We start from the raw sequence: 19375 nt of genomic DNA, 5'->3' as shown, positions 1-19375 counted from the left end.
TTTCAATCTAAAAAGTAAAAACAATTGGAGACAAAATGCTTATCCCTTCACTAAAAAATCAAGTCAGTCCAGAAGAATGGCAATTACGTGTTGATCTGGCCGCTTGCTACCGATTGGTCGCCTTATATGGCTGGAGCGATCTGGTATTCACCCACATCAGCGTGCGTATCCCCGGACCAGACCATCATTTTCTGATCAATCCTTATGGCTTGATGTTCGATGAAATTACTGCGTCATCCCTGATCAAAGTCGATCAGCAATGCAATAAAGTTATTGAGTCAGCATTCCCAGTGAATCCAGCTGGTTTTGTGATTCATAGTGCAGTCCATGCGGCGCGAGAGGACGTGCAATGCGTCATCCACACGCATACCCGCGCAGGTGTTGCTGTCAGTGCACAAAAATGTGGGATCCTGCCGATTTCGCAACAATCAACCTTTGTGCTGGCATCTGTGGCCTATCATGAATATGAGGGTGTCGCATTTCGCGATGATGAGAAACCACGTCTGCAAGCAGATATGGGCAAAGCAAATTTCATGATGCTGCGTAATCATGGTTTATTAACTGCAGGAAAATCTATTGCAGATGCCTTTTTATCGATGTACACCTTTGAATCCGCTTGTCAGATTCAATTATCAGCGCAAGCCGGAGGTGAATTGGTACAAGTACATCCCGAGATCGTCAAAGGCGTCGCCGAAGCTATGCGTGTGCAAACTGGCGGCCTTGGCGGCGCGTTTGTCTGGCCTTCGCTCATTCGGAAACTCAACCGTATCGATGAAAGCTATGCATCATGATAGAACGGCATAAAGTCATTATCATTACCGGCGCATCAGATGGGATAGGCGCGGAGATAGCACGCCAATTAGCACAAAAATATGGTGTCAAACTAGGGCTAGTGTTGGCAGCACGAAATCAGGATGCACTCTTGGAAGTATCTGCAGAATGCAAAGCATTTGGCAGTGCCTGCCTGATCGTCAAAACGGATGTTGGTTCAGAAGCAGAATGTCGTCGGCTAATACGCGCGACGATAGAAAACTTCGGCAGTATAGACGGTTTGATTAACAATGCCGGAAAATCTGCGCAGGCATTGTTTAGCGATGTTGAGAACCTTGGCTGGTATCAGGAACTGATGCGCATTAATTTCTGGGGTAGTGTCTGGTGCACGCACGCAGCACTGCCATTTTTAAAGCAAACGCGCGGCAATATTGTCGCCGTATCTTCACTCGCGGGCTTAGTTGGCGTACCAGGTCGTACCGCTTACAGCGCCAGCAAATTTGCCATGAACGGCTTTTTTGAAAGCCTGCGCAGCGAGATCAGTGAAACCGGCGTACACATTACCCTCGCCTACCCCGGCGTGGTTGCCACCCGCATCCGTTACCACGGTTACAACGCAGCCGGAAATCCTGCCGGTAGCAGTGGCTTAAAAGAAGACAATGCAATGCCCGTCGCCGAATGTGCTCGTTTAATTATTGAAGGCATGGAAAAAAACAAACGGGAAGTCGTCATGACTGGCAAAGGAAAATTAGCGCGCTGGTTAAAACTCATCGTACCTGGTCTGGTTGAAAAACTGGCAATGACTGCATTAAAAAAAGAAGTTCGCCCACATTGATGCCTGACATCGTGAGCGACAATTGTCACGTCGAAAAATACCATTGAAAAAAGAAGAAACTCAGCAAACCCACGGCAATAGTCAACAATTGTCGTCGGCTGATCAGACAAATAAGCACTGCAATTAATGACGCTAACAATTGTGGGTTGCGCAAATTCAGCTCTAAATCTTTCCCGTGCGGTGACAAAATCATTGGTGTAATAATTGCCGTCAACACCGTCACGGGCACAAAACTCAATGCCAGATTCAACCATGCAGGAAATACCAGCCTGTCGCCTAAGATAAAAAAAATCGCTTTGATCAATACGGTGATGATCGCCATGCCCAGTATCAGCAAAGTGAAATTCATGCTGTCTCCTTCCCGATTGCTGAAGAACGCGACAGCGCTACTCCAACCATCACTCCAACAAAAACTGCACTGAGCAAACCCAACTTATACGGCAGATTTTGCAAAAGATATGCAAAGCTACCCGCTGCGATCGCAGCCGCAAAATACGGTAAGCGATTTAACTGCGGTACGATGATCGCAATAAACGTCGCCACCATCGCATAATCGAGCCCCATGTTTTGCAGACCAGGAAACAAGGTACCAAACAACAAGCCGACCAGCGTCCACAACTGCCAATTGCTATACATCGCCAACCCCGAACCGAGAAAATACCAATGTGCGTAACGACGCTCATCGACGGTCAAAGCTTGTTGATGATGTCCGGCAACCACTGCAAAGGTTTCATCAGTCAATAAAAAGCCAAGTAACCAGCGCCAACGTGCTGACAAATGAGCGACGTGCGGCAGCAAAGTTGCCGCGTACAACATATGCCTGAGATTGACGATAAACGTTGTCAGCCAGATTACTAACATACCAGTATGGCTGGCAATGAGTCCGGTGGCAATGAACTGACTCGATCCCGCATACACTGACAAGGACATCAATTGCCCATGCCAAGGCATCATCGGGCTGGCAGAAACCAGGGTGCCAAAAATCATACCGAACGGCGCAGCGCCTACCAGCATGGGGATTGTATCTCGCGCTCCGCGCGCGAGATTGGCTCGTTTAAAATTGCCCGCTGGCAACAGCACTTTATCATTACTCATGTGGTCTCCTTTTGCAAAGAGTATACATGCCGTTGCTGATAGTTTAAGCATACTGAAAGGTGAAATTATTTTACGACGCAAGTAAGCGCGTGCTCTTAAAACGACCTTCAATGTAGTATTTTATAGCTTCATATCGAAGCTCAGATCACCATTAAACAGTCACAGGAAGAAACATCCATGTTATTTGCCGTCCTATTCGCCGACCAACCAGGAAAAGCCAATGTCCGCTTAGAGAATTTGAGTGCGCATATTGAGTGGCTGGAAATAAACAAGCACATCATTCCTATCGGTGGATCATTACGTGAAGAATTAGGGCAAGTGCCGAAAGGTGGACTCTGGATTGCAGAAGCGGATTCAAAAAATCAGATTGAAGAATTATTGAAGACCGATCCTTTTTATATTGCTGGTTTGCGACAAAGTTACGACATCCTGCACTGGTCAAAAGCGAATGAAGATCGCGAGGTATTGTTATAACGTATGCGGAGTGAATGGCAGGTGCAAACCGCCAATGGCAACCGGACTTTCGACTCTTAGCTAATGATGCTCGCGTTTTGAGATAGCTATTGCAACATCAATACATTGAACTAACACAAGCTCCTCGCCAAAAAATGGGAGGCAGATCGCGGGTCGAGTATACTGTCGGGTCCATTATGCAATTTTTAAGAGATCAACATGTCTAGCTTACCTGCGTGCCCACAATGCGGCATGGAAAACACCTACCCTGATGCCGACAATTACGTCTGCGCCGATTGTGGTCATGAATGGCCGCAAGTCGCCGCTGTCAACGCTGATGATAATGACGAACGCATCGTTAAAGATTCAAACGGCAATGTATTAGCTGATGGCGATGCGGTAGTGTTAATTAAGGACCTGAAAGTTAAAGGTTCATCGACGACCTTAAAGATGGGCACCAAAATCAAAAGTATACGCATTGTTGGTGGCGATCACGAGGTGGACTGCAAGATGGATGGCGGTAGTTTTATGCTCAAAGCTTGCTACCTTAAAAAGGTGTAAGAGCGAAGTTTGGTGTTGATCAGACTCTGATCTGATCAAAAAACCGGCGAAGTTATTTGCCTCGCCGGTTTTTATTTATTGAGATTCAAAAGTTGTTCTGCTTTCCAAATTTCTAATGCCAACGCGACTCTATGTGCGACAGCCGACCAGTCTTCATCAGGCATCTGTCGGAATAGGCGCATCACTTCGGGGTACCACGGGCTATCAAGACGATATTTGAGCCAACGCCAATCGGTCCGGTATTGAGGCAACAAAACCCAGCATGGTTTAGCTAAGGCACCAGCCAGGTGGGCAACGGAAGTATCGACACTGATCACCAAATCCAGATGCGCGATTATCGCCGCGGTATCGGAAAAATTTTGAATAAGATCGCCACCTGCTAGTAGCGCAGTACCGGTGTACTCGTGCACCTGCACTTCGCCAGCACCTTTTTGCAGACTGACGAATTGTATGCCTGCCACCTCGAGTATCGGTCTTAAGGTTTCAAGCTGCGCAACAGAACGATCTTCATTATTCTCAAATAAGGTATTTCCTTGCCAGACAATGCCAACTTTAAATTTGTCGTTTGAAAATAAGGTGTTCAATGCTGCCACCTTATCGGGATCAGCACTCAGATATGGTAAGGACGCTGGTATCGTGTAGAGATGGGTACCACAAAAATAGGGCAAGCTGATGATGGGCGTCCAAAAATCCCAGCCTGATTTAGCCACATCCAGTTCGTAAGAATAAACCTCATCAACATCATTTATACGGATAAGTAATTCGGTCAAGGCAGGATGGCAAATGATGCTGACCTTGCTTGCACCTCTCGCTTTCAATTCCGATGCATAGCGACAAAACTGTATCATGTCACCATAACCGCCTTCAAAACAAATCACGATAGACTTGCCTTGTAAAGATTCACCATGCCACCGCGGAAAATGAAAATAGCTCGTAAAAAGATCTTGCCAATCGCGTGACTCAAGACAGAAAAAGCCTTCTTCATACCGACCTTGCCGCAATAAGATATAGCTCAGATTAAATCTTGCTTTGCGATAGGTGCCATCAATTGACAATGCTTTCCTGTAGCATTCTTCCGCTTCTGACTCCCTATGGGTACAAGCCAGTAACACGCCATAGTTTGACCAGGTGGACGGCGTTTCTGGCGCAATTTGCAGGGCTGTCTGATAAATCACCTCTGCGTCGGCAAAGCGCTTTTGCTTGACCAACATGACGCCGTAGTTCAGATAAATCTGAATTGTTTGTGGCAACAGCCTTAGTGCCTGGCGATAAAATTTTTCAGCCTCGATAAAATTGCTACGCTGCTCGTGCAGGTAAGCCAGATTCGCCATCACCTCACCGCATTGCGCGTCAATCGCTAACGCCGCTAAAAAACATTGTTCGGCAGCGTCAAAGTCGCCCGAATTCATGAGTGCATTGCCGTCCAAAAACAGCTTTTCCAGATTGTCAGTCGTCATATTCTGTGTGCTCATTCAATGCGAAAACCAAGATGGATACCAATAAAGAAGCACTAAAGTCGTAGCATGATTGTAAAGCTAATTTGCGGCATAATATTGACTGTCTTTTTTTATGTGGATGCGAGCATGATGCACGATTTTTCTGACATATTCCATATTCAACAGTTATTGGCCAGATTTGCGAATTGCTTTGATCTTAAAGATTGGGCGGGACTTCAGCATTGCCTTTGCGATAGCATTTACACTGACTATTCCGATTTACGTGGTACACCGCCAGAAATAATGAGCGCAGCAAAGTTCGCCGACATGCGTCGCACAGCCTTGCATGAATTGCAAACCCATCATTTAGGTACGAATACGGAAATCGATGTGAACGGTGATGAAGCAAATGCCAAGGTATCGATGGTCATCTATAGAAAGAACGCTTCAGGCGAAACCTTGCATACACATTGTCTGTATCAGTTTGGTCTCAGTCGCCAAAGCGATGGATGGCGCATCAGCCGTATTGTCCAAAAAGTGTTCTGGAGTGATGGAAATAAGACGATACACAGTGGTATCACGCATCCAGAATCAAAGCCTGCCGTTCAATAAACGTCACGTCGGTAACGATGACTTGCGATGAGTTGATCCAACTTTTCAGTACCAAGTATCTCTAGCAAGCTACTGTGAACCTCTTCTGCCATACCTTTTAAGCTACCGCAGACCAATATCACAGCATCTTGTTCTACCCAATTCCATACGTTGGCAGCGCATTCTTTCAGTGCATGTTGCACATAGTAGCGATCAGCCTGATCACGTGAAAAACACAGATTGAGTTCAGTAAGAAAACCGCCGTTTTTCCAGTCCAGAATTTCTTCACTAAAAAAGAAATCACGATCTTGTTGACGTTCGCAAAAAAATAGCCAGTTGGTGCCTATACCTCTCGCCGCACGTGCTTTTAAATGCGCTCGCAAACCGGCGATACCAGTTCCGTTGCCGATCAAAATCAATGGGCAATCATCTGCCGGTGCCTGGAAGTGCGGATTGCTCCTGATACGTACTGCAATCGCCTGCCCTATCTGAGCATGGGCAGTCAGCCAACCCGATCCCAATCCCAGAGTACCATCTGGCCTGCGCATCTGGCGCACCAGCAAATCAAGTTGCCCGTCCTTCGGGATAGACGCAATCGAATATTCGCGGTGCGGCAAATGCACTTGCTGCTTGCCTGATACCTCTGCTTCAAAAACGTATTCGGGACCAATCTCAGCGATGTCCCCTGCTTGCCAATCTTGCGCGGACAAATCCGGTGGTGTTAAGCGAAGATGAAATGCAGGTGCACCGAGACTGTCTGGATTGAGCAGATGCCGTTCGCTGAGCGTCCATGCTGTATAAATGGGCGGATTCCAGTCGGCGATTTCTGTATGACCACTGAGTACACCGAGATGATGCTGCCAATGGCGTAATGCGGCTTCATCGCCATTATCGACGTCGACCAGATCAAATAATGCTTTAGCTTGATGGTGCTGCAGCCAATGTTCAAGCCGCAAACCAAATGCACAATAGTGCTGATAATGACGATCACCAAGAGCCAATATTGCATAATGCAAATACGGCAAATTGACTGCCCCTGAGAGAATTTTTCTGGTGAACAAGTCGGCATTATCAGGTGCATCGCCCTCGCCCGTGGTGCTGACGATAAACAGTATGTTTTTTTGTGCTGTTAATTTGACGAGTGACAGTTGATTGAGCGTAAGCACCTCAACTGACATCCCGGCCTGTTGTAGATATTGCGCAGTTTTTTCAGCAAGTTGTGCCGCATAGCCAGTCTGACTCGCGTAGGCGATGCAATAATGTTTTTCCGGTTCGCTCTGATTGCTTTGCGAAGCAAATTGGCTACTTTGATGTTGTCTGACCTGGTGCTGCAAGAAACAGTAAGCACAAAAACATGCATAGGTCGCTGTAATGAATATCTGAGCTAGGCCTTCATGCTGAAGAAAAGCATACTTCAGACCGGATAAACTCATCATACTGAGGAGCAGTAAGACAACGCATGCAGTCAAAAAAATTCTTGGCAAAGGCGTCGCACTTCGAAAAAATACACGCATATTTTATTCATCCCGCATGCTAGCCATGACGGCACTCAATTTTTCAGAAATGGTATCGCCTTCCTGTTCAAAAAATATTGCTGCAATCTGATGCTGATTCGCATACACCAGTGCTGCTTCAGACCCCATTACAGTAAAGGCGGTTGCCAACGCATCAGCAACCATACATTCACTGTGGAGTACCGACACAGAGAGCAGATGATTATCGACCGGATAGCCAGTACGTGAATCGATCGTATGCGAATGGCGTTTTCCTTCATATTCAAAAAACTGCCGGTAATTACCTGATGTTGCGATCGATAGGTCATGTAATGCCACCATATGTTCAGGTCGCTCGTTCAGCGATGCACTGTCAGGCCGTTCTATGCTAACCCACCACGGTGAGTGATCAGGTTTGATGCCTGCACCACGTAGCTCTCCACCGACTTCGATCAAATAACCAGATACATTTTGCGCGTCCAAAAATCGTGCCAGCTGATCAACGGCATAGCCTTTGGCGATAGAAGAAAGATCCAGACTGATGCCGCCTGCTTGTAACAAGCGGCCTGTGATGGCTTCAAACTTTACATCACGCCAACCGCACCCCGACATTGCTTTGCTGATGCTATCGGCATCTGGAAAGTCTTTACCTCGCGCTCGCGGTCCAAAGCCCCATAGGTCGACCAACTTACCTGCCGCAGGATCGTAAGCGCCAGTGGTTTGGCGCGCGAGATAAATGGCATAGTCGAGTACCTGACAAAATTCTGATGGCAGTTGATGCCAGGTTCCTGCAGCAGCATGATTAAATCTGCACAGATCAGAATTGACATCCCAAGTACTCATTTGTGAATCGATCTGATCTAATTTTTCTTGCAAACCTTGTTGCAGGAAAAGAGCTGACAGACTCGCATCACCTATGAGTTGCACGCTCCACGTCGTTCCCATGCTATCGCCATGCAAGTGCAGTGTTTGCAAATGTGTTGGCAAGTCGCGTGGCGTTATCGGCTCGATGGGAATGTAAATGTGGCGCATGCTTGATAGTTAAGGTGAACAGTCTTATTGCGGTAAAACTTCCAGCGTGATGACGAAGCTGGCGATGCGTGAAGTGGCTGGCGGCGCTGCATTGCTGTTATCTTTGACCTCCGCTTGCAGCCAATACAGGCCAGCGTTTTTCCAATTGACATTCACATTACCGTCCTTATCGGTGACGAGGCTCTGATTCTCTAATTGTTGACGATAACGCTTTCCGCCAGGAATAATCTCCACTGGCACGTTCGCTGCTGGCTTGCCATCTAACAGCAATCGGAAATGGGCTGTTTCGCCTTCGACCAAATCATTCGGGTGTGAAATGAAGGCGAGCTCTAATCCCTTGCCGTTGGCGTCCATCGCTTTGCCGCCGGGTTTGCCGTTGGTGACGATGGTTTCAATGCGGCTAATGCGCTCATTGATTTGCAGTTCAGTGGCAGTTGCCGGAATTTCTTTACTGATTGCTGAGGCTGCGCCACGCCAACGTTTTATTTCGCCCTGATCTTTATAGGTAGCAAAGAAACCTTGATTGAGGATGTCGACTTTATAGCTACCCACTTGTTTGAGTTGCAACTCAAAACTATTGCGAAAACGAGTGCGGGTGATATTCTCAGGCGCTATCTCGCGACCATCAGGACCAATAATGCCCAGGTTATCGAACTGCAAAGCTGCGTGGTCAAATTCAAACACATTGCTGGCAGCTCCAGCATCTACCAATACCCACGGCGCATCGCCCGAAACCACCGTCGATGAAGGAACCAGAAATGGATGATGTGCATGTGCAGACAGGCTGATACACGTCAGCGCAGAAATAGCGATTGTCTTGCGCATGAAGGAAGAAGAAACGAATGACATAGCGGTGCCTTACTTGATATTGAGTGAAATCATGCCAAGCTCAGTCTTGCCCTGTGCCTGCAAGGTTTGCTCTTGTTTCACTTGCCAGCGGAAAGGAATTTTGACAACTTCGCGCCCACCGTCTTCACGCGCTGCTTCTATCATCAATTGATAATCGCCTGCAGGCAAATTAGCCAGGGCACCTTTGTCACCAGCAAAGCTGAGGCTATGTTCGCCTGTCGTACGGGTCGCACCACTGATACCGTCTACTGGCATCGTCAATTCGCGACCACTACGGCGCCACCATTGGCGCAAGTCTTTCAGATATTTGGTACCTTCGTTATTGCGCTTTTTGAGGTCATACCAAACCGCCAGATTGCCGGCAAAAGTCTGATCTGGCTTTTCTAACCAGATAGCAACGTAAGGTTTATGGTATTCAGCGACATTCAGACGCGGCACTTCGATTTTCAAGCTCATGTCTGCTGCAACAGCGTGAAATACAGGTGTTGCCAGCAAACTGCCGATGGCGAACGGGAGGATTTTTTGCATGAAAAGCCCTTCAATACGATAAAAATTAACGAAATTAGTGAATAAAAGTTAGTGCCATCAACAAAGGCAGCACCACACCGAAGACCACGACAGGCCAGGTCGAAGGGCGATTCTTTGCGTGCATCTTCAATAAAAAGAAACCCGTCATACAAAATATCAGACACAACACAGCAAAGGCATCGATCAGGTAATTCCACACCACACCAGTATTGCGGCCTTTGTGTAGATCATTGATGTACGCGATCCAACCGCGGTCTGTCAGTTCATATTCGAGCGCGCCGTCGTCAAGCCCTACGCGTAACCAGGCATCACCACCGGGGCGTGGCAGTGCGACATACAGTTCTTCCGGTGTCCATTCTGGCACTTGCTGCTCGACGCGTATCGCAAGTTGAGATTTGAGCCAGTCACGTACGTTTTCAGGCAGCGTCTGACTATCGTCTCTCTGTGCTTGCTTTAATTGCTGCAAAACCGGAGCGGGTAGATGCACCGCTTTTTTTAAAATTCTCGGATGCGCTTGGATTTGTGCTGAATGATTCAGCGTGATGCCGCTCACCGCAAACAGCAGCATGGCCGTGAGACATAAAGCAGAACTGATCCAATGCCATTGATGTAAATGGCGTAACCAAAAAGCACGTCGCTGCTGATCAGAATGAGAAGGGGAAACTGGGAACGCCATTTTCTTTTAAATATTTTATGCAATTGAGAATAATAATGATTCTCAATTATAACCTGCGAAAGTCGCGACTTTTAAATAATTTTCGCTTACAGGTCTTTTTAGAATGACCGAGCCCCTATACAAAGTAGGGGTATGACCGGGTGGCATGTTAAAATCTTAAGCTTCACTATTGAGCGATTCTTCCCGCAAACACCACTATGAACGTCGTGATCCTCGCTGCCGGTATGGGCAAACGTATGCAATCTTCTCTGCCAAAAGTTTTACACCCTTTGGCAGGTAAAGCCTTACTCTTACATGTGATTGATACTGCCCGCAGCCTGAAGGTGGCGTCAATTTGCGTGATCTATGGCCATGGCGGTGAGCAAGTACTCAGTAGCGTTGCAGCGGATGATTTACGTTTTGCCAAACAAGAACCACAGTTGGGAACCGGACACGCTGTTGCACAAGCAATTCCTGTGCTGGATGAAAGCATGCCGACGTTAGTATTGTACGGTGACGTGCCGTTGACCACTGCCGCCAGTTTGCAGCGCCTGATAGATGTCGCCGGGAACGACCGTTTAGCGATCCTGACCGCAGATATGGCAGATCCGACGGGCTTAGGTCGTATCGTGCGTGAAAACGGTGAAATAAAACGCATCGTTGAACAAAAAGATGCCAACGAAGCAGAACGCCGGATCACTGAAATCAATACCGGCATCATGATCGCACCAACCAAGCAACTAAAGCAATGGTTGAGCACACTGTCGAACAATAATGCGCAAGGCGAGTACTACCTGACTGACATCGTTGCCCGCGCAGTTGCTGATGGAGTCAAGGTCGTTTCTGCCCAGCCAGATGCCATCTGGGAAACGCTCGGCGTCAATAGCAAAGTGCAATTGGCAGAATTGGAAAGAATTCATCAACTCAATATCGCCCGTAAATTGCTGGAGCAAGGCGTGCACTTGCTTGATCCGGCACGCATTGATGTGCGCGGCACTCTGGTTTGTGGTCGCGACGTGAGCATCGACGTAGGTTGCGTGTTTGAAGGCAATGTCACGCTGGAAGACGGCGTAACGATAGGCGCTAACTGCGTGATCAAAGACGCGCATATCGCTGCGGGCGCAAACATTAAAGCCTTCTGTCACATCGAAGAAGCCAAGGTCGGCGCACAATCGCAAATCGGTCCTTACGCACGTTTGCGTCCGGGTACTGAATTAGCAGACGACGTCCACATCGGTAATTTCGTTGAAATTAAAAACAGTCAGATCGCAGCGCACAGCAAAGCCAATCACCTGGCCTACGTTGGCGATGCCACGGTTGGTAGTCGCGTGAATATCGGCGCAGGTACGATTACCTGCAATTATGATGGCGCGAACAAATTCCGCACTATCATTGAAGACGATGCATTTATCGGCAGCGATAGTCAATTAGTCGCCCCGGTGCGTGTAGGCAAAGGCGCGACCTTAGGTGCTGGCACAACCTTGACCAAAGATGCACCAGACGGAAAATTAACCGTATCCCGCGCCCGACAGTTGACGATAGAAAACTGGGTACGTCCGGTAAAGATTAAAAAATAAACCTGAGACGACTACTTGCACGTAGGGCGGGTACATCCGCCCTACGCAGTTTCAATGACACAAAGACTTTATTTTCTTTGTCGCTTCGCATCCTGCCTGCGCCAATACTGAAACTCGTTCTCATGTACCTCGATATCTACTTCCATGATACGTGCTTGTAAGCGCTCTTGCACGTCAGCAACAGCTCTGTTGTAAACCAAAGGGCCTATTTCCTCCAGAAAGAAACTCAGCAAACTATCTGCTTCCAGGCTGCCTATGGGTTCAGGAAAATTTTCACGTGCGTAACGTTCAATCGAAGCAATCGCTTCTTTGCGTGATTCTTTGGCAATCTGAATAGTCATGGAAAATAAAAACGTGGGTAAAAGAGTGGGTATCTAAAAAAAAACGGACGGACAGTGGTTCAACACTATCCGTCCGCTTGCTTCATTTTAAAACAATTATTTTCGACAATTACTTATGATCGTTATTTTGGGCCGCGTGACGTTGTACGGTATCGAGAATAATCAATTCGGTTTTACGAATTTCTTCAATCGAATCTTCTAAAGACAGACTCGTACCACGCGCCAGCGTTGACGAAGCAGACATAGTGTTGCCCGCCAACACATATTCCAGCACGTCTTTTAATACAGTGTCAGACATGTAAGGTCCAAACAGATGTTTGACCTTTTCTTTGAAAAATTCAAACTTTGGTTGGGATAAAACATAGCGTTTAGAAGCAAGGCTAGAGACAGGCACCGCTGGTGCAGGGGCTGCCTGAGCCGGTTTTACAGGAGCGGATGTTGCAGCAACAGGTGCTAATGGCGCGCCCCCGGCGGGAGTAGCGACGGGCGTACCTGCGGTGGACGCTGGCGCGGCCGTTTTTGCCGCTACAGGTTCGGGCGCGGCTGGTTTTGCTGCCGGTGCGGCTGGTTCTGCTTTTTTCTTTTCTGATACTGGCTTAGTTGCCACCGTGACTGGCGCTGCAGGGGCAGACTTTGCTGACGCTGCTGGAATAGAACCAACCGCACCTAAAACCCGGAACAAGTCATTGTGGACTTTGGCAACCAGATCATCGGCTGAATCAAAAAAACGCACATCCTGAAATTGACTCAGCAAACCTTTCAACTGGCTCAAATGTTGCGCTGATTCACCCGTATCCACATGCTTAGGCAGCACCCAATGTTCATCTTCATCGATGATATAAATCAACATCGGAATTTTTTGCGCCAATGCTTCCTCAAGCTCAAGCTGAACCAGAGATTTTTTAGTGACAGGATCGACATCACCAAACATCATCCCGAAAATCCCAATATACGCCTTAGCTGCCCGAACAAGGTGAAGCCGGTTTTCTACAGAAGTCTCGGGCAAAGTAGCGACAACCGTCACATCTGGTCTGGCACTACCTGGCTGACCGCAGCTATCGATAATCTTTTTTCTATGTAAAGCCAGATCAAATGGTGTTGAACTGACAAAGATCGTCGCTGTCATAAAATTTCTCGCCTAAAAGGTGAAAGCTACACGAAAGTTTGTAATGCCAGATACGGAAAAGCTACGCAGACTTCGGCTGGTAAAACTGCACTGCCGCCGATCATAATATTGTCTGCTTATACTAGCATGGCGACGGATTTTTTTTGCAAACTTCACAGAGAAAGAATGTCGCCAGACAACATCAATATAAGCTTTATGGCAATACCACCTTCAAAACGATCTAATGAGCTTTACCTTATTCAAGACTTCATGCCTGCCATTAATGCAGCAAAGCCAATAAATGCGCCGCCCGTAACACGATTGAAGGTTTTCAATACGCTGGCTTTTTTAAGATACATTGATAATTTAAAACCACCAAGGGCATAAATCAGATACCAGCTCATCTCTATCACGGTAAAACTACCCAATAAGATGCCAAACTGCGGCAATTGTGGCAAACCCGGCTGAATAAATTGCGGCAAAAAAGCAGCTGCAAACAATAAAGCTTTCGGGTTGCTGGCGGCAGTCACAAAACCAACACGATACAATTCCCACCCACTCGCTTTAACAATTGCCGAATTTGCTGACTCATCAACAGTGGCTTCGCTGACAGGCGCAGTCCAGACCTTATATCCAAGATACGCAAGATATAAAGCTCCAGCCCAACGTAACGCGTCAAATAAAGCCGGGGCATTGCGCAACAGCACACCCAATCCTGCTGCAGAGGCTGACATCATCAGAAACAATGCTGTCAGGCAACCCATGGCTCCGCACATGGCCGAGCGAAAATTAAAACGCACACTCTGGCTCATAATTAGCAACATATTGGGGCCGGGAGCCGCAGAAATAAAAAATGTCGCCGTGACAAATAACCACCAGGTATGCAAGTTCATAGAATGCCATCAAAGAAGTGAGTACGAAGCCTCATCTTAAAACAATTTGACGTGCATCGTAAAAATTTACAAAATGTGATTGCGATGACTGCCTGTGCAGTCAAGTCAGACAGATCTTAAGCCTCGTACAATTCCAAAGGCAGACCGTCTGGATCAGCAAAAAAAACAAACCGGCGTTGCGTATATTCATCTATCCGGATATCTTCCATCGCGATGTCTTTCGCTTCCAACAATTGCTTGGCTTTTGCCACATCATCTACCACAAAAGCCAGATGACGTAAGCCAAGCGCTTCCGGATACGATGGCCGTTCAGGAGCATCAGCAACCGAAAACAATTCTATCTGACCGCCATCAGGCAAAGCCAGATCCAACTTGTATGATTGACGCGCAGCACGAAAATTTTCTGCTAGCACTTTCAGACCTAATAGCTCTACATAGAAATGTTTCGACACAGCATAATCAGAACAAATAATCGCAGCGTGGTGAATACGTTTTAACATAAGAAAATCTTAAAAAAATCAAATTACATTTGTCGTTTGCAGCTCAGAAAAAAGCATAGCGACCCGTTCTGGCGCCAACATTTGCGCACCCGCAGCTGTGCAAGCGGCAGCGCCACTGGCAACCGCATAATGCAAATGAGCTTGCCAATTTCTATCGGCATGCTGATACAAACTGTACAACAAGCCCGCCATACTTGCATCGCCTGCACCGACAGTATCAACCACATCGATGCGCGGTGTTGCTGCGTGCCAGATATCATCACCAACATACAAAGACGCTCCGTCTGCACCGCGGGTGTACAAACAGACGGCTTTCGGATTCATTGCCCGCAAACTTTGAAGTGCATCATCAGCGTTTGTGGTTCTGAATAAGCCACATAAATCTTCATCTGAGACCTTGATGATATCGGCCAGCCCGATCATCGTTTGCAGAACGGCGTCATAACGCGCGTCCATCACATTTCTGAAGTTAGGGTCATAGCTGATTTTAATGCCTCGTGATTTGATCTGCGTTGCCAGTGCGATCAAGGTCGAAGCCAAAGGCTCGCGGGCGAGGCTGATGCCACCGAAATGTGCCCACACCAGTTCATCACTCCACCCCCCGGGTAACAAGCTGAGATCGAAATGCAAATCAGCGCTATTTTCACCAATAAAAAAATAATTGGGCGGTGAGCTTTGTGCGACGATCGCTAATAAAGGCGCATGAGAATTTCTTTGCAACAAACGCAAATCCAGACCAGCTTGGGCGCTGGCGGCATACAATTGATTGCCAAAGACATCGTTGCTGATGGCCCCGGCAAAGCCAGTGCGAATCCCGGCGTTGGCAAGGCTGCGTGCGACATTCCAGGGGGCACCACCGGCCAGACTACGCCAGGTATTGATGGCGTCTCCACTGATGGCAATCATATCCGTCAACGCTTCGCCAGCACATAAAATGGCGGGAAATTTATGTGGCATGACTGGCTCCGGAAAACATATCCGCAGACATGCCAGGCAGACATTTTAAAACGTCGTAGCAAGCACCCATAGTGTGATAATCAGTCTTACCGGCCGGGCTTTTTTCATCACTGTATTTCTGATTATCATGTGACAGTATCCGGTACCACGCACCATAACGATGATCAATCATGTGTTGCCAACTGTACTCCCAAATCTTCACATACCAGTTCCGGTATTGTTCCTTACCAGTGCGGCGGGCGAGCAAAGCGGCGGCAGCAAATGATTCTGCCTGTACCCAGAAATATTTATCACCATCACAAATACTTAAGTCGGGCGCAAAACCGTAGCAAATGCCGCCATGCTGATCATCCCAGGCATGGCGTAAAGCAGTATTAAATAAATGTTCGGCGGTTGGTATCATCCAGCTGCTGTCAATCGCTAAGTGATCTCGCTCTGCTTCTAGCAGAACTAAGAGTTTTGCCCACTCGGTGAAATGCCCGGGCTGATATCCCCATGGTCGGAACAAATTGGCTTTGTCGTGCAGGTTGTAATTCCAGTCAATCTTCCAGTTGGCATCATAGTGTTCCCAGATCATGCCTTGCGCTAAACCTGCCTGACGTTGCGTGATGTGCCGTGCGAGCATCTCGGCTCTGTGTAAATACGCTAATGTGCCAGTCGCATGAAAGGCAGCCAGTAGCGCTTCACACGCATGCATATTGGCATTTTGTCCGCGATAGCGATCGACGGTTTGCCAATCAGCGCTGGCTTGATCAGCGTAAAGACCATGACTGACACTCCAGAATTTTTCATCCATGAGTTGTACCGTTTCATCCAGATACGCACGCGCTTCACTCACACCTGCCATCAGCGCATGTGCGTACGCGAGAACGACAAAGGCCAAGCCATAGCAATGGTTATCAGCATCGTTCACTTGCTTCACACCGTCGCGCCATGCGAGTTGCCAGGCATAACCGCGAGTGCGGTCGTCACGATGAACTTCACGTAAAAACTTCACGCCATGTCTGACCTGTTCCAAATATTCAGGTTTTGAAACATGGCGGTATGCCATCGCATAATTAAACACAAAGCGCGTACTGCTGACCAAATGCCGGTGATGTACGTCGTAGACAGTGCCATCATCTTTAAAGTAATGATAAAAGCCACCGCTAGGATCAATGCAACGCGGATGGTAAAAGTCCATGATCTTGGCGATGTGGCTGCGGATAATATCTGCGGAAAAGAAGTCGACTGAAGTAGATTCCATAGCCTTAGATTGAAATTGAAAAATGAAATAAATTAGTCATCGCAGCTGCTCTCGCGCACAACCAGAGTGACTGTTTGAATCGATTCCGTCAACGACGTATCAGGCGCAGGAGTTTGTTTGAGAAGTAACGCAATACCAACGGAACCCAAAGCTTGCTTATCGACGCGAATGCTACTCAACGGTGGCATTGCCTGCGCCGCTGACGCAATATCATCAAAGCCGATCACCGCCATCTCATACGGGACTTTGATACCGTGTCGTTCACAATATTTGAGTACTTCTATCGCCGTACTATCGTTATAACAAAATACCGCATCAGCAGGCTGTGGCAAGCTGCGCAAAAGTTCCATCGCCGCAGCGACACTTTGTTCTAACGCATGTACATCATTGAGACATACTTCAAGCGCAGGATCGGCCAGCATTTTATTTTCAAACAAGGCTTGCCGGAACCCACGTGCGCGTTCTGCAATGCTGAAATGCGCAAGCGAACCACTGATCATGGCGATTCGCTTACGGCCACTTTGTATTAAATGTCGTGTCGCCAATAAACCACCCAAACGATGATCAGGACATACTGAACTAAAACCAGGCTGTCTCGCATCGATCAAAACCATCGGCTTATTCGTGTGGCGTAAGGCAGTGAGAATTTCTGGCTCAACATAGCCAGCGCAGATGATGGCATCGGCCTGATGCAGACGGATGTGTTCGAGTAGTGGCTCAGTTGGGCCACTAGTCATCAAGGACAGTGCGATGCCAGCCTGACGACATGCGGATTCAGCACCTTGCAGAACCGGTGAAAAAAATTGACTCGCAGATTCGCCTTCATGCTGTCTATGCAAGACAAACACCACACGCCTTATCTTGCCTTGCTTTAAGCGAGAAAAATCGTAGCCCAGCGCATGTGCAGCCTCACTCACCCGTATTCTGGTTTCCTCAGTCAAGCCTTCCTGATTCTTGAGCGCACGCGACACTGTGCCGACCGACAGCCCAGTTTGAGAGGCAATATCTCTGATGCTGACCGCCATGCAATACTCCCCCGATTGACTGTACTAAACGATTTCTTCAAGCACCAGTTATCATCGATTGGCGCCGCTCTTTAGCGACATTTATACAGCGGGAGAAATTTGAGGTCAATCAAGAACAGGAAAATAGGACAAGTTTAGTTTGTTTACTAAACAAAATGCAAAGAAGGATAATTGAGCCGATACAGCCGGAGCATCCAGGCCACACCACTGAAATTTGCGGTTAAAGCCCAACACTATTATTTTATCGCCCAATCAAAAAACCCGGAGCAAATCCGGATTTTTTGATTAACTTCGTTCGTTTACTGTGCGATCCAAATAGGCGTTATTTAGAACCGAAAACACTATTCAATTTTTTCTGATCAAGAAATTTGGTGTAATCTGAAATTGATTTTATTACTTCTTTATTTCCCATGATTTCAGCCATCGCTAATTCTCCCAGCATTTTAAATGCTGCGACAAATCCTTCTTTACCATCGGACTTAATCACGGCCTTGGTCTGCGCGACACACTGTTCAGAAATCAGCCGGGTCACCAATGCCGCCATTTCTTGATTCGCTTCAACACGATCAGCGTCCTTCACCGCGGAAACACTTTGCAATTCAGGATGAGAAGTCATCGCGATAAAAACCCAGCGTGCCAGTTCCTTACGTTCTTTACCATTCGTGAAATCGCCAAGGCATTTTCCTAATGCTTCCGATTCACTCGAAGCGAATACCGGTTGATGGAAAAATGAGATCAAAACCAAAATAACAATAGAAAGTAAGCGCATAAAATAACCAAACGTTGGGTAATGGAAAAATAAAAAGTAAAGAAGTAAAGAAGTAAAGAAGTAAAGAAGTAAAAACTAACAGACAAATTCTATGACAACGACTATAAGTAAACTCTCAATCAAAAACAATATGAGTTGTTGTTTCTTGCTGTTTTTATTTCAATTGGCGGATTTATTTTACTAAGAAGTTCGACGCGTATCCGAATTAAAAACCATACTCATCACCCCACCCACGATGATTAAAACGATTCCCAACACGCTACTCAATGCAGGCGTATCATTTAATAGCAACCACGACAGCAAAGCAGAAAAAATCACTGTCGTGTACGACAAAGCACTGGTCGTCAGTGCTTTTCCTAAACCGTAGGCGCGGGTCATACACAACTGCCCTAGCGACCCAAGGACACCAAAGCCAATGATGTAAGGCACGACATGTTTTCCTTAAAACAAAACGCCGCAGAATTGCGGCGTTTTAATCATCATATATTAAGACTTCGTGAAGGATAGATAAGTAGAGCCATATACCATTCCTATGACTTTCACTTTCACTTTCACTTTTACTTTTACTTTTACTTTTACTTTATAAAACGATCGCACTTCATGGAACCAAACTGAGCCCCCGACCAGGCAGCCGCTCACTTCTCTTGTCGCCCCTCGCCACGA

Annotated in this window: 23 protein-coding genes; 6 read left to right on the top strand and 17 right to left on the bottom strand. The window is 47.2% G+C overall.

Translation table 11 applies throughout. From position 1 onward, the window contains the following. Positions 1-35 precede the first annotated feature (35 nt). Complete coding sequence (locus ACO0KY_RS11515; RefSeq protein WP_423046175.1) at positions 36-791, top strand: class II aldolase/adducin family protein; 756 nt, start codon at positions 36-38, stop codon at positions 789-791. Continuing rightward, positions 788-1606, top strand: coding sequence for an SDR family oxidoreductase (locus ACO0KY_RS11510; RefSeq protein ID WP_423046173.1), 819 nt, complete (start codon positions 788-790; stop codon positions 1604-1606). Before ACO0KY_RS11515 ends, ACO0KY_RS11510 begins: the two co-directional genes overlap by 4 nt. Positions 1607-1631: 25 nt before the next feature. Here ACO0KY_RS11510 and ACO0KY_RS11505 read toward each other — a convergent pair whose 3' ends face one another. Both ACO0KY_RS11505 and ACO0KY_RS11500 read right to left on the bottom strand, forming a co-directional pair. Then, positions 1632-1955 carry an AzlD domain-containing protein gene (locus ACO0KY_RS11505; protein WP_186912290.1) on the bottom strand — a complete coding sequence of 108 codons (324 nt, stop codon included), beginning with the start codon at positions 1953-1955 and terminating at the stop codon, positions 1632-1634. Beyond that, on the bottom strand, positions 1952-2701 hold the full coding sequence (locus ACO0KY_RS11500; protein ID WP_422994656.1) for an AzlC family ABC transporter permease: 750 nt from the start codon (positions 2699-2701) through the stop codon (positions 1952-1954). Before ACO0KY_RS11500 ends, ACO0KY_RS11505 begins: the two co-directional genes overlap by 4 nt. A 177-nt stretch (positions 2702-2878) precedes the next feature. Here ACO0KY_RS11500 and ACO0KY_RS11495 point away from each other — a divergent pair, with 177 nt between their 5' ends. Both ACO0KY_RS11495 and ACO0KY_RS11490 read left to right on the top strand, forming a co-directional pair. Continuing rightward, positions 2879-3175: a YciI family protein gene (locus ACO0KY_RS11495; protein ID WP_423046170.1), complete on the top strand. Its 297-nt coding sequence runs from the start codon at positions 2879-2881 to the stop codon at positions 3173-3175. Between the two features lie 198 nt (positions 3176-3373). Further along, complete coding sequence (locus ACO0KY_RS11490) at positions 3374-3715, top strand: zinc ribbon domain-containing protein YjdM (protein ID WP_423046168.1); 342 nt, start codon at positions 3374-3376, stop codon at positions 3713-3715. Positions 3716-3786: 71 nt separating this feature from the next. On the opposite strand, the gene ACO0KY_RS11485 is transcribed toward ACO0KY_RS11490, so the two are convergent. After that, positions 3787-5187: a tetratricopeptide repeat protein gene (locus ACO0KY_RS11485; protein WP_423046166.1), complete on the bottom strand. Its 1401-nt coding sequence runs from the start codon at positions 5185-5187 to the stop codon at positions 3787-3789. A gap of 111 nt (positions 5188-5298) precedes the next feature. Here ACO0KY_RS11485 and ACO0KY_RS11480 point away from each other — a divergent pair, with 111 nt between their 5' ends. After that, positions 5299-5763: a nuclear transport factor 2 family protein gene (locus ACO0KY_RS11480; RefSeq protein ID WP_423046164.1), complete on the top strand. Its 465-nt coding sequence runs from the start codon at positions 5299-5301 to the stop codon at positions 5761-5763. On the opposite strand, the gene ACO0KY_RS11475 is transcribed toward ACO0KY_RS11480, so the two are convergent. Genes ACO0KY_RS11475 through ACO0KY_RS11455 form a run of 5 tightly spaced genes read right to left on the bottom strand, consistent with a single transcriptional unit; the run spans position 5757 to position 10320 of the window. Then, positions 5757-7256 (bottom strand): sulfite reductase subunit alpha, encoded by a 1500-nt coding sequence (locus ACO0KY_RS11475; protein WP_423046162.1) that lies wholly within the window; start codon positions 7254-7256, stop codon positions 5757-5759. The genes ACO0KY_RS11480 and ACO0KY_RS11475 overlap by 7 nt on opposite strands. Before the next feature lie 3 nt (positions 7257-7259). Beyond that, on the bottom strand, positions 7260-8267 hold the full coding sequence (locus ACO0KY_RS11470) for an FAD:protein FMN transferase (protein WP_423046160.1): 1008 nt from the start codon (positions 8265-8267) through the stop codon (positions 7260-7262). Positions 8268-8291: 24 nt separating this feature from the next. Further along, positions 8292-9116, bottom strand: a complete 825-nt coding sequence (locus ACO0KY_RS11465; protein WP_423046158.1) for a DUF4198 domain-containing protein — start codon at positions 9114-9116, stop codon at positions 8292-8294. Between the two features lie 9 nt (positions 9117-9125). Then, the gene (locus ACO0KY_RS11460; RefSeq protein ID WP_423046156.1) at positions 9126-9644 is read right to left on the bottom strand and encodes a DUF2271 domain-containing protein; all 519 of its coding nucleotides are present in this window, start codon (positions 9642-9644) and stop codon (positions 9126-9128) included. 34 nt (positions 9645-9678) lie between these two features. After that, the gene (locus ACO0KY_RS11455) at positions 9679-10320 is read right to left on the bottom strand and encodes a PepSY-associated TM helix domain-containing protein (RefSeq protein WP_423046154.1); all 642 of its coding nucleotides are present in this window, start codon (positions 10318-10320) and stop codon (positions 9679-9681) included. A gap of 197 nt (positions 10321-10517) precedes the next feature. On the opposite strand from ACO0KY_RS11455, the gene glmU reads away from it, so the two are divergent. Further along, a complete protein-coding gene (glmU, locus tag ACO0KY_RS11450; RefSeq protein WP_186912300.1) occupies positions 10518-11876 on the top strand; it encodes a bifunctional UDP-N-acetylglucosamine diphosphorylase/glucosamine-1-phosphate N-acetyltransferase GlmU in 1359 nt (452 codons plus the stop codon). Between the two features lie 68 nt (positions 11877-11944). On the opposite strand, the gene ACO0KY_RS11445 is transcribed toward glmU, so the two are convergent. The 9 genes from ACO0KY_RS11445 to ACO0KY_RS11405 all read right to left on the bottom strand — a co-directional run bounded on the left by ACO0KY_RS11445 (position 11945) and on the right by ACO0KY_RS11405 (position 19141). Continuing rightward, positions 11945-12217, bottom strand: coding sequence for a DUF2164 domain-containing protein (locus ACO0KY_RS11445; RefSeq protein ID WP_186912301.1), 273 nt, complete (start codon positions 12215-12217; stop codon positions 11945-11947). A 109-nt stretch (positions 12218-12326) separates the two neighbouring features. After that, positions 12327-13343, bottom strand: coding sequence for a DUF4062 domain-containing protein (locus tag ACO0KY_RS11440; RefSeq protein ID WP_423046151.1), 1017 nt, complete (start codon positions 13341-13343; stop codon positions 12327-12329). 239 nt (positions 13344-13582) lie between these two features. Further along, the gene (locus ACO0KY_RS11435; protein WP_423046149.1) at positions 13583-14215 is read right to left on the bottom strand and encodes a LysE family translocator; all 633 of its coding nucleotides are present in this window, start codon (positions 14213-14215) and stop codon (positions 13583-13585) included. A 116-nt stretch (positions 14216-14331) separates the two neighbouring features. Beyond that, entirely contained in the window at positions 14332-14715 is a 384-nt protein-coding gene (locus tag ACO0KY_RS11430; protein ID WP_423046147.1) for a VOC family protein, read from the bottom strand. An 18-nt stretch (positions 14716-14733) separates the two neighbouring features. After that, positions 14734-15672, bottom strand: coding sequence for a carbohydrate kinase family protein (locus ACO0KY_RS11425; protein WP_423046145.1), 939 nt, complete (start codon positions 15670-15672; stop codon positions 14734-14736). After that, the gene (locus ACO0KY_RS11420) at positions 15662-16918 is read right to left on the bottom strand and encodes an AGE family epimerase/isomerase (RefSeq protein WP_423046143.1); all 1257 of its coding nucleotides are present in this window, start codon (positions 16916-16918) and stop codon (positions 15662-15664) included. The genes ACO0KY_RS11425 and ACO0KY_RS11420 overlap by 11 nt, the downstream gene beginning before the upstream one ends. A 32-nt stretch (positions 16919-16950) precedes the next feature. Continuing rightward, a complete protein-coding gene (locus tag ACO0KY_RS11415; protein WP_423046141.1) occupies positions 16951-17943 on the bottom strand; it encodes a LacI family DNA-binding transcriptional regulator in 993 nt (330 codons plus the stop codon). A gap of 322 nt (positions 17944-18265) precedes the next feature. Further along, positions 18266-18712, bottom strand: a complete 447-nt coding sequence (locus ACO0KY_RS11410) for a hypothetical protein (protein WP_423046140.1) — start codon at positions 18710-18712, stop codon at positions 18266-18268. A 180-nt stretch (positions 18713-18892) separates the two neighbouring features. After that, a complete protein-coding gene (locus ACO0KY_RS11405) occupies positions 18893-19141 on the bottom strand; it encodes an EamA family transporter (protein WP_423046139.1) in 249 nt (82 codons plus the stop codon). Positions 19142-19375: the final 234 nt, after the last annotated feature.

Origin of the sequence: Undibacterium sp. Dicai25W, assembly GCF_049340505.1 — a bacterium.
Classification (GTDB): Bacteria; Pseudomonadota; Gammaproteobacteria; order Burkholderiales; family Burkholderiaceae_D; genus Undibacterium; species Undibacterium jejuense.
Note: the sequence above shows the minus strand (reverse complement) of the source record. Positions and strands in the feature narration are given on the sequence as shown.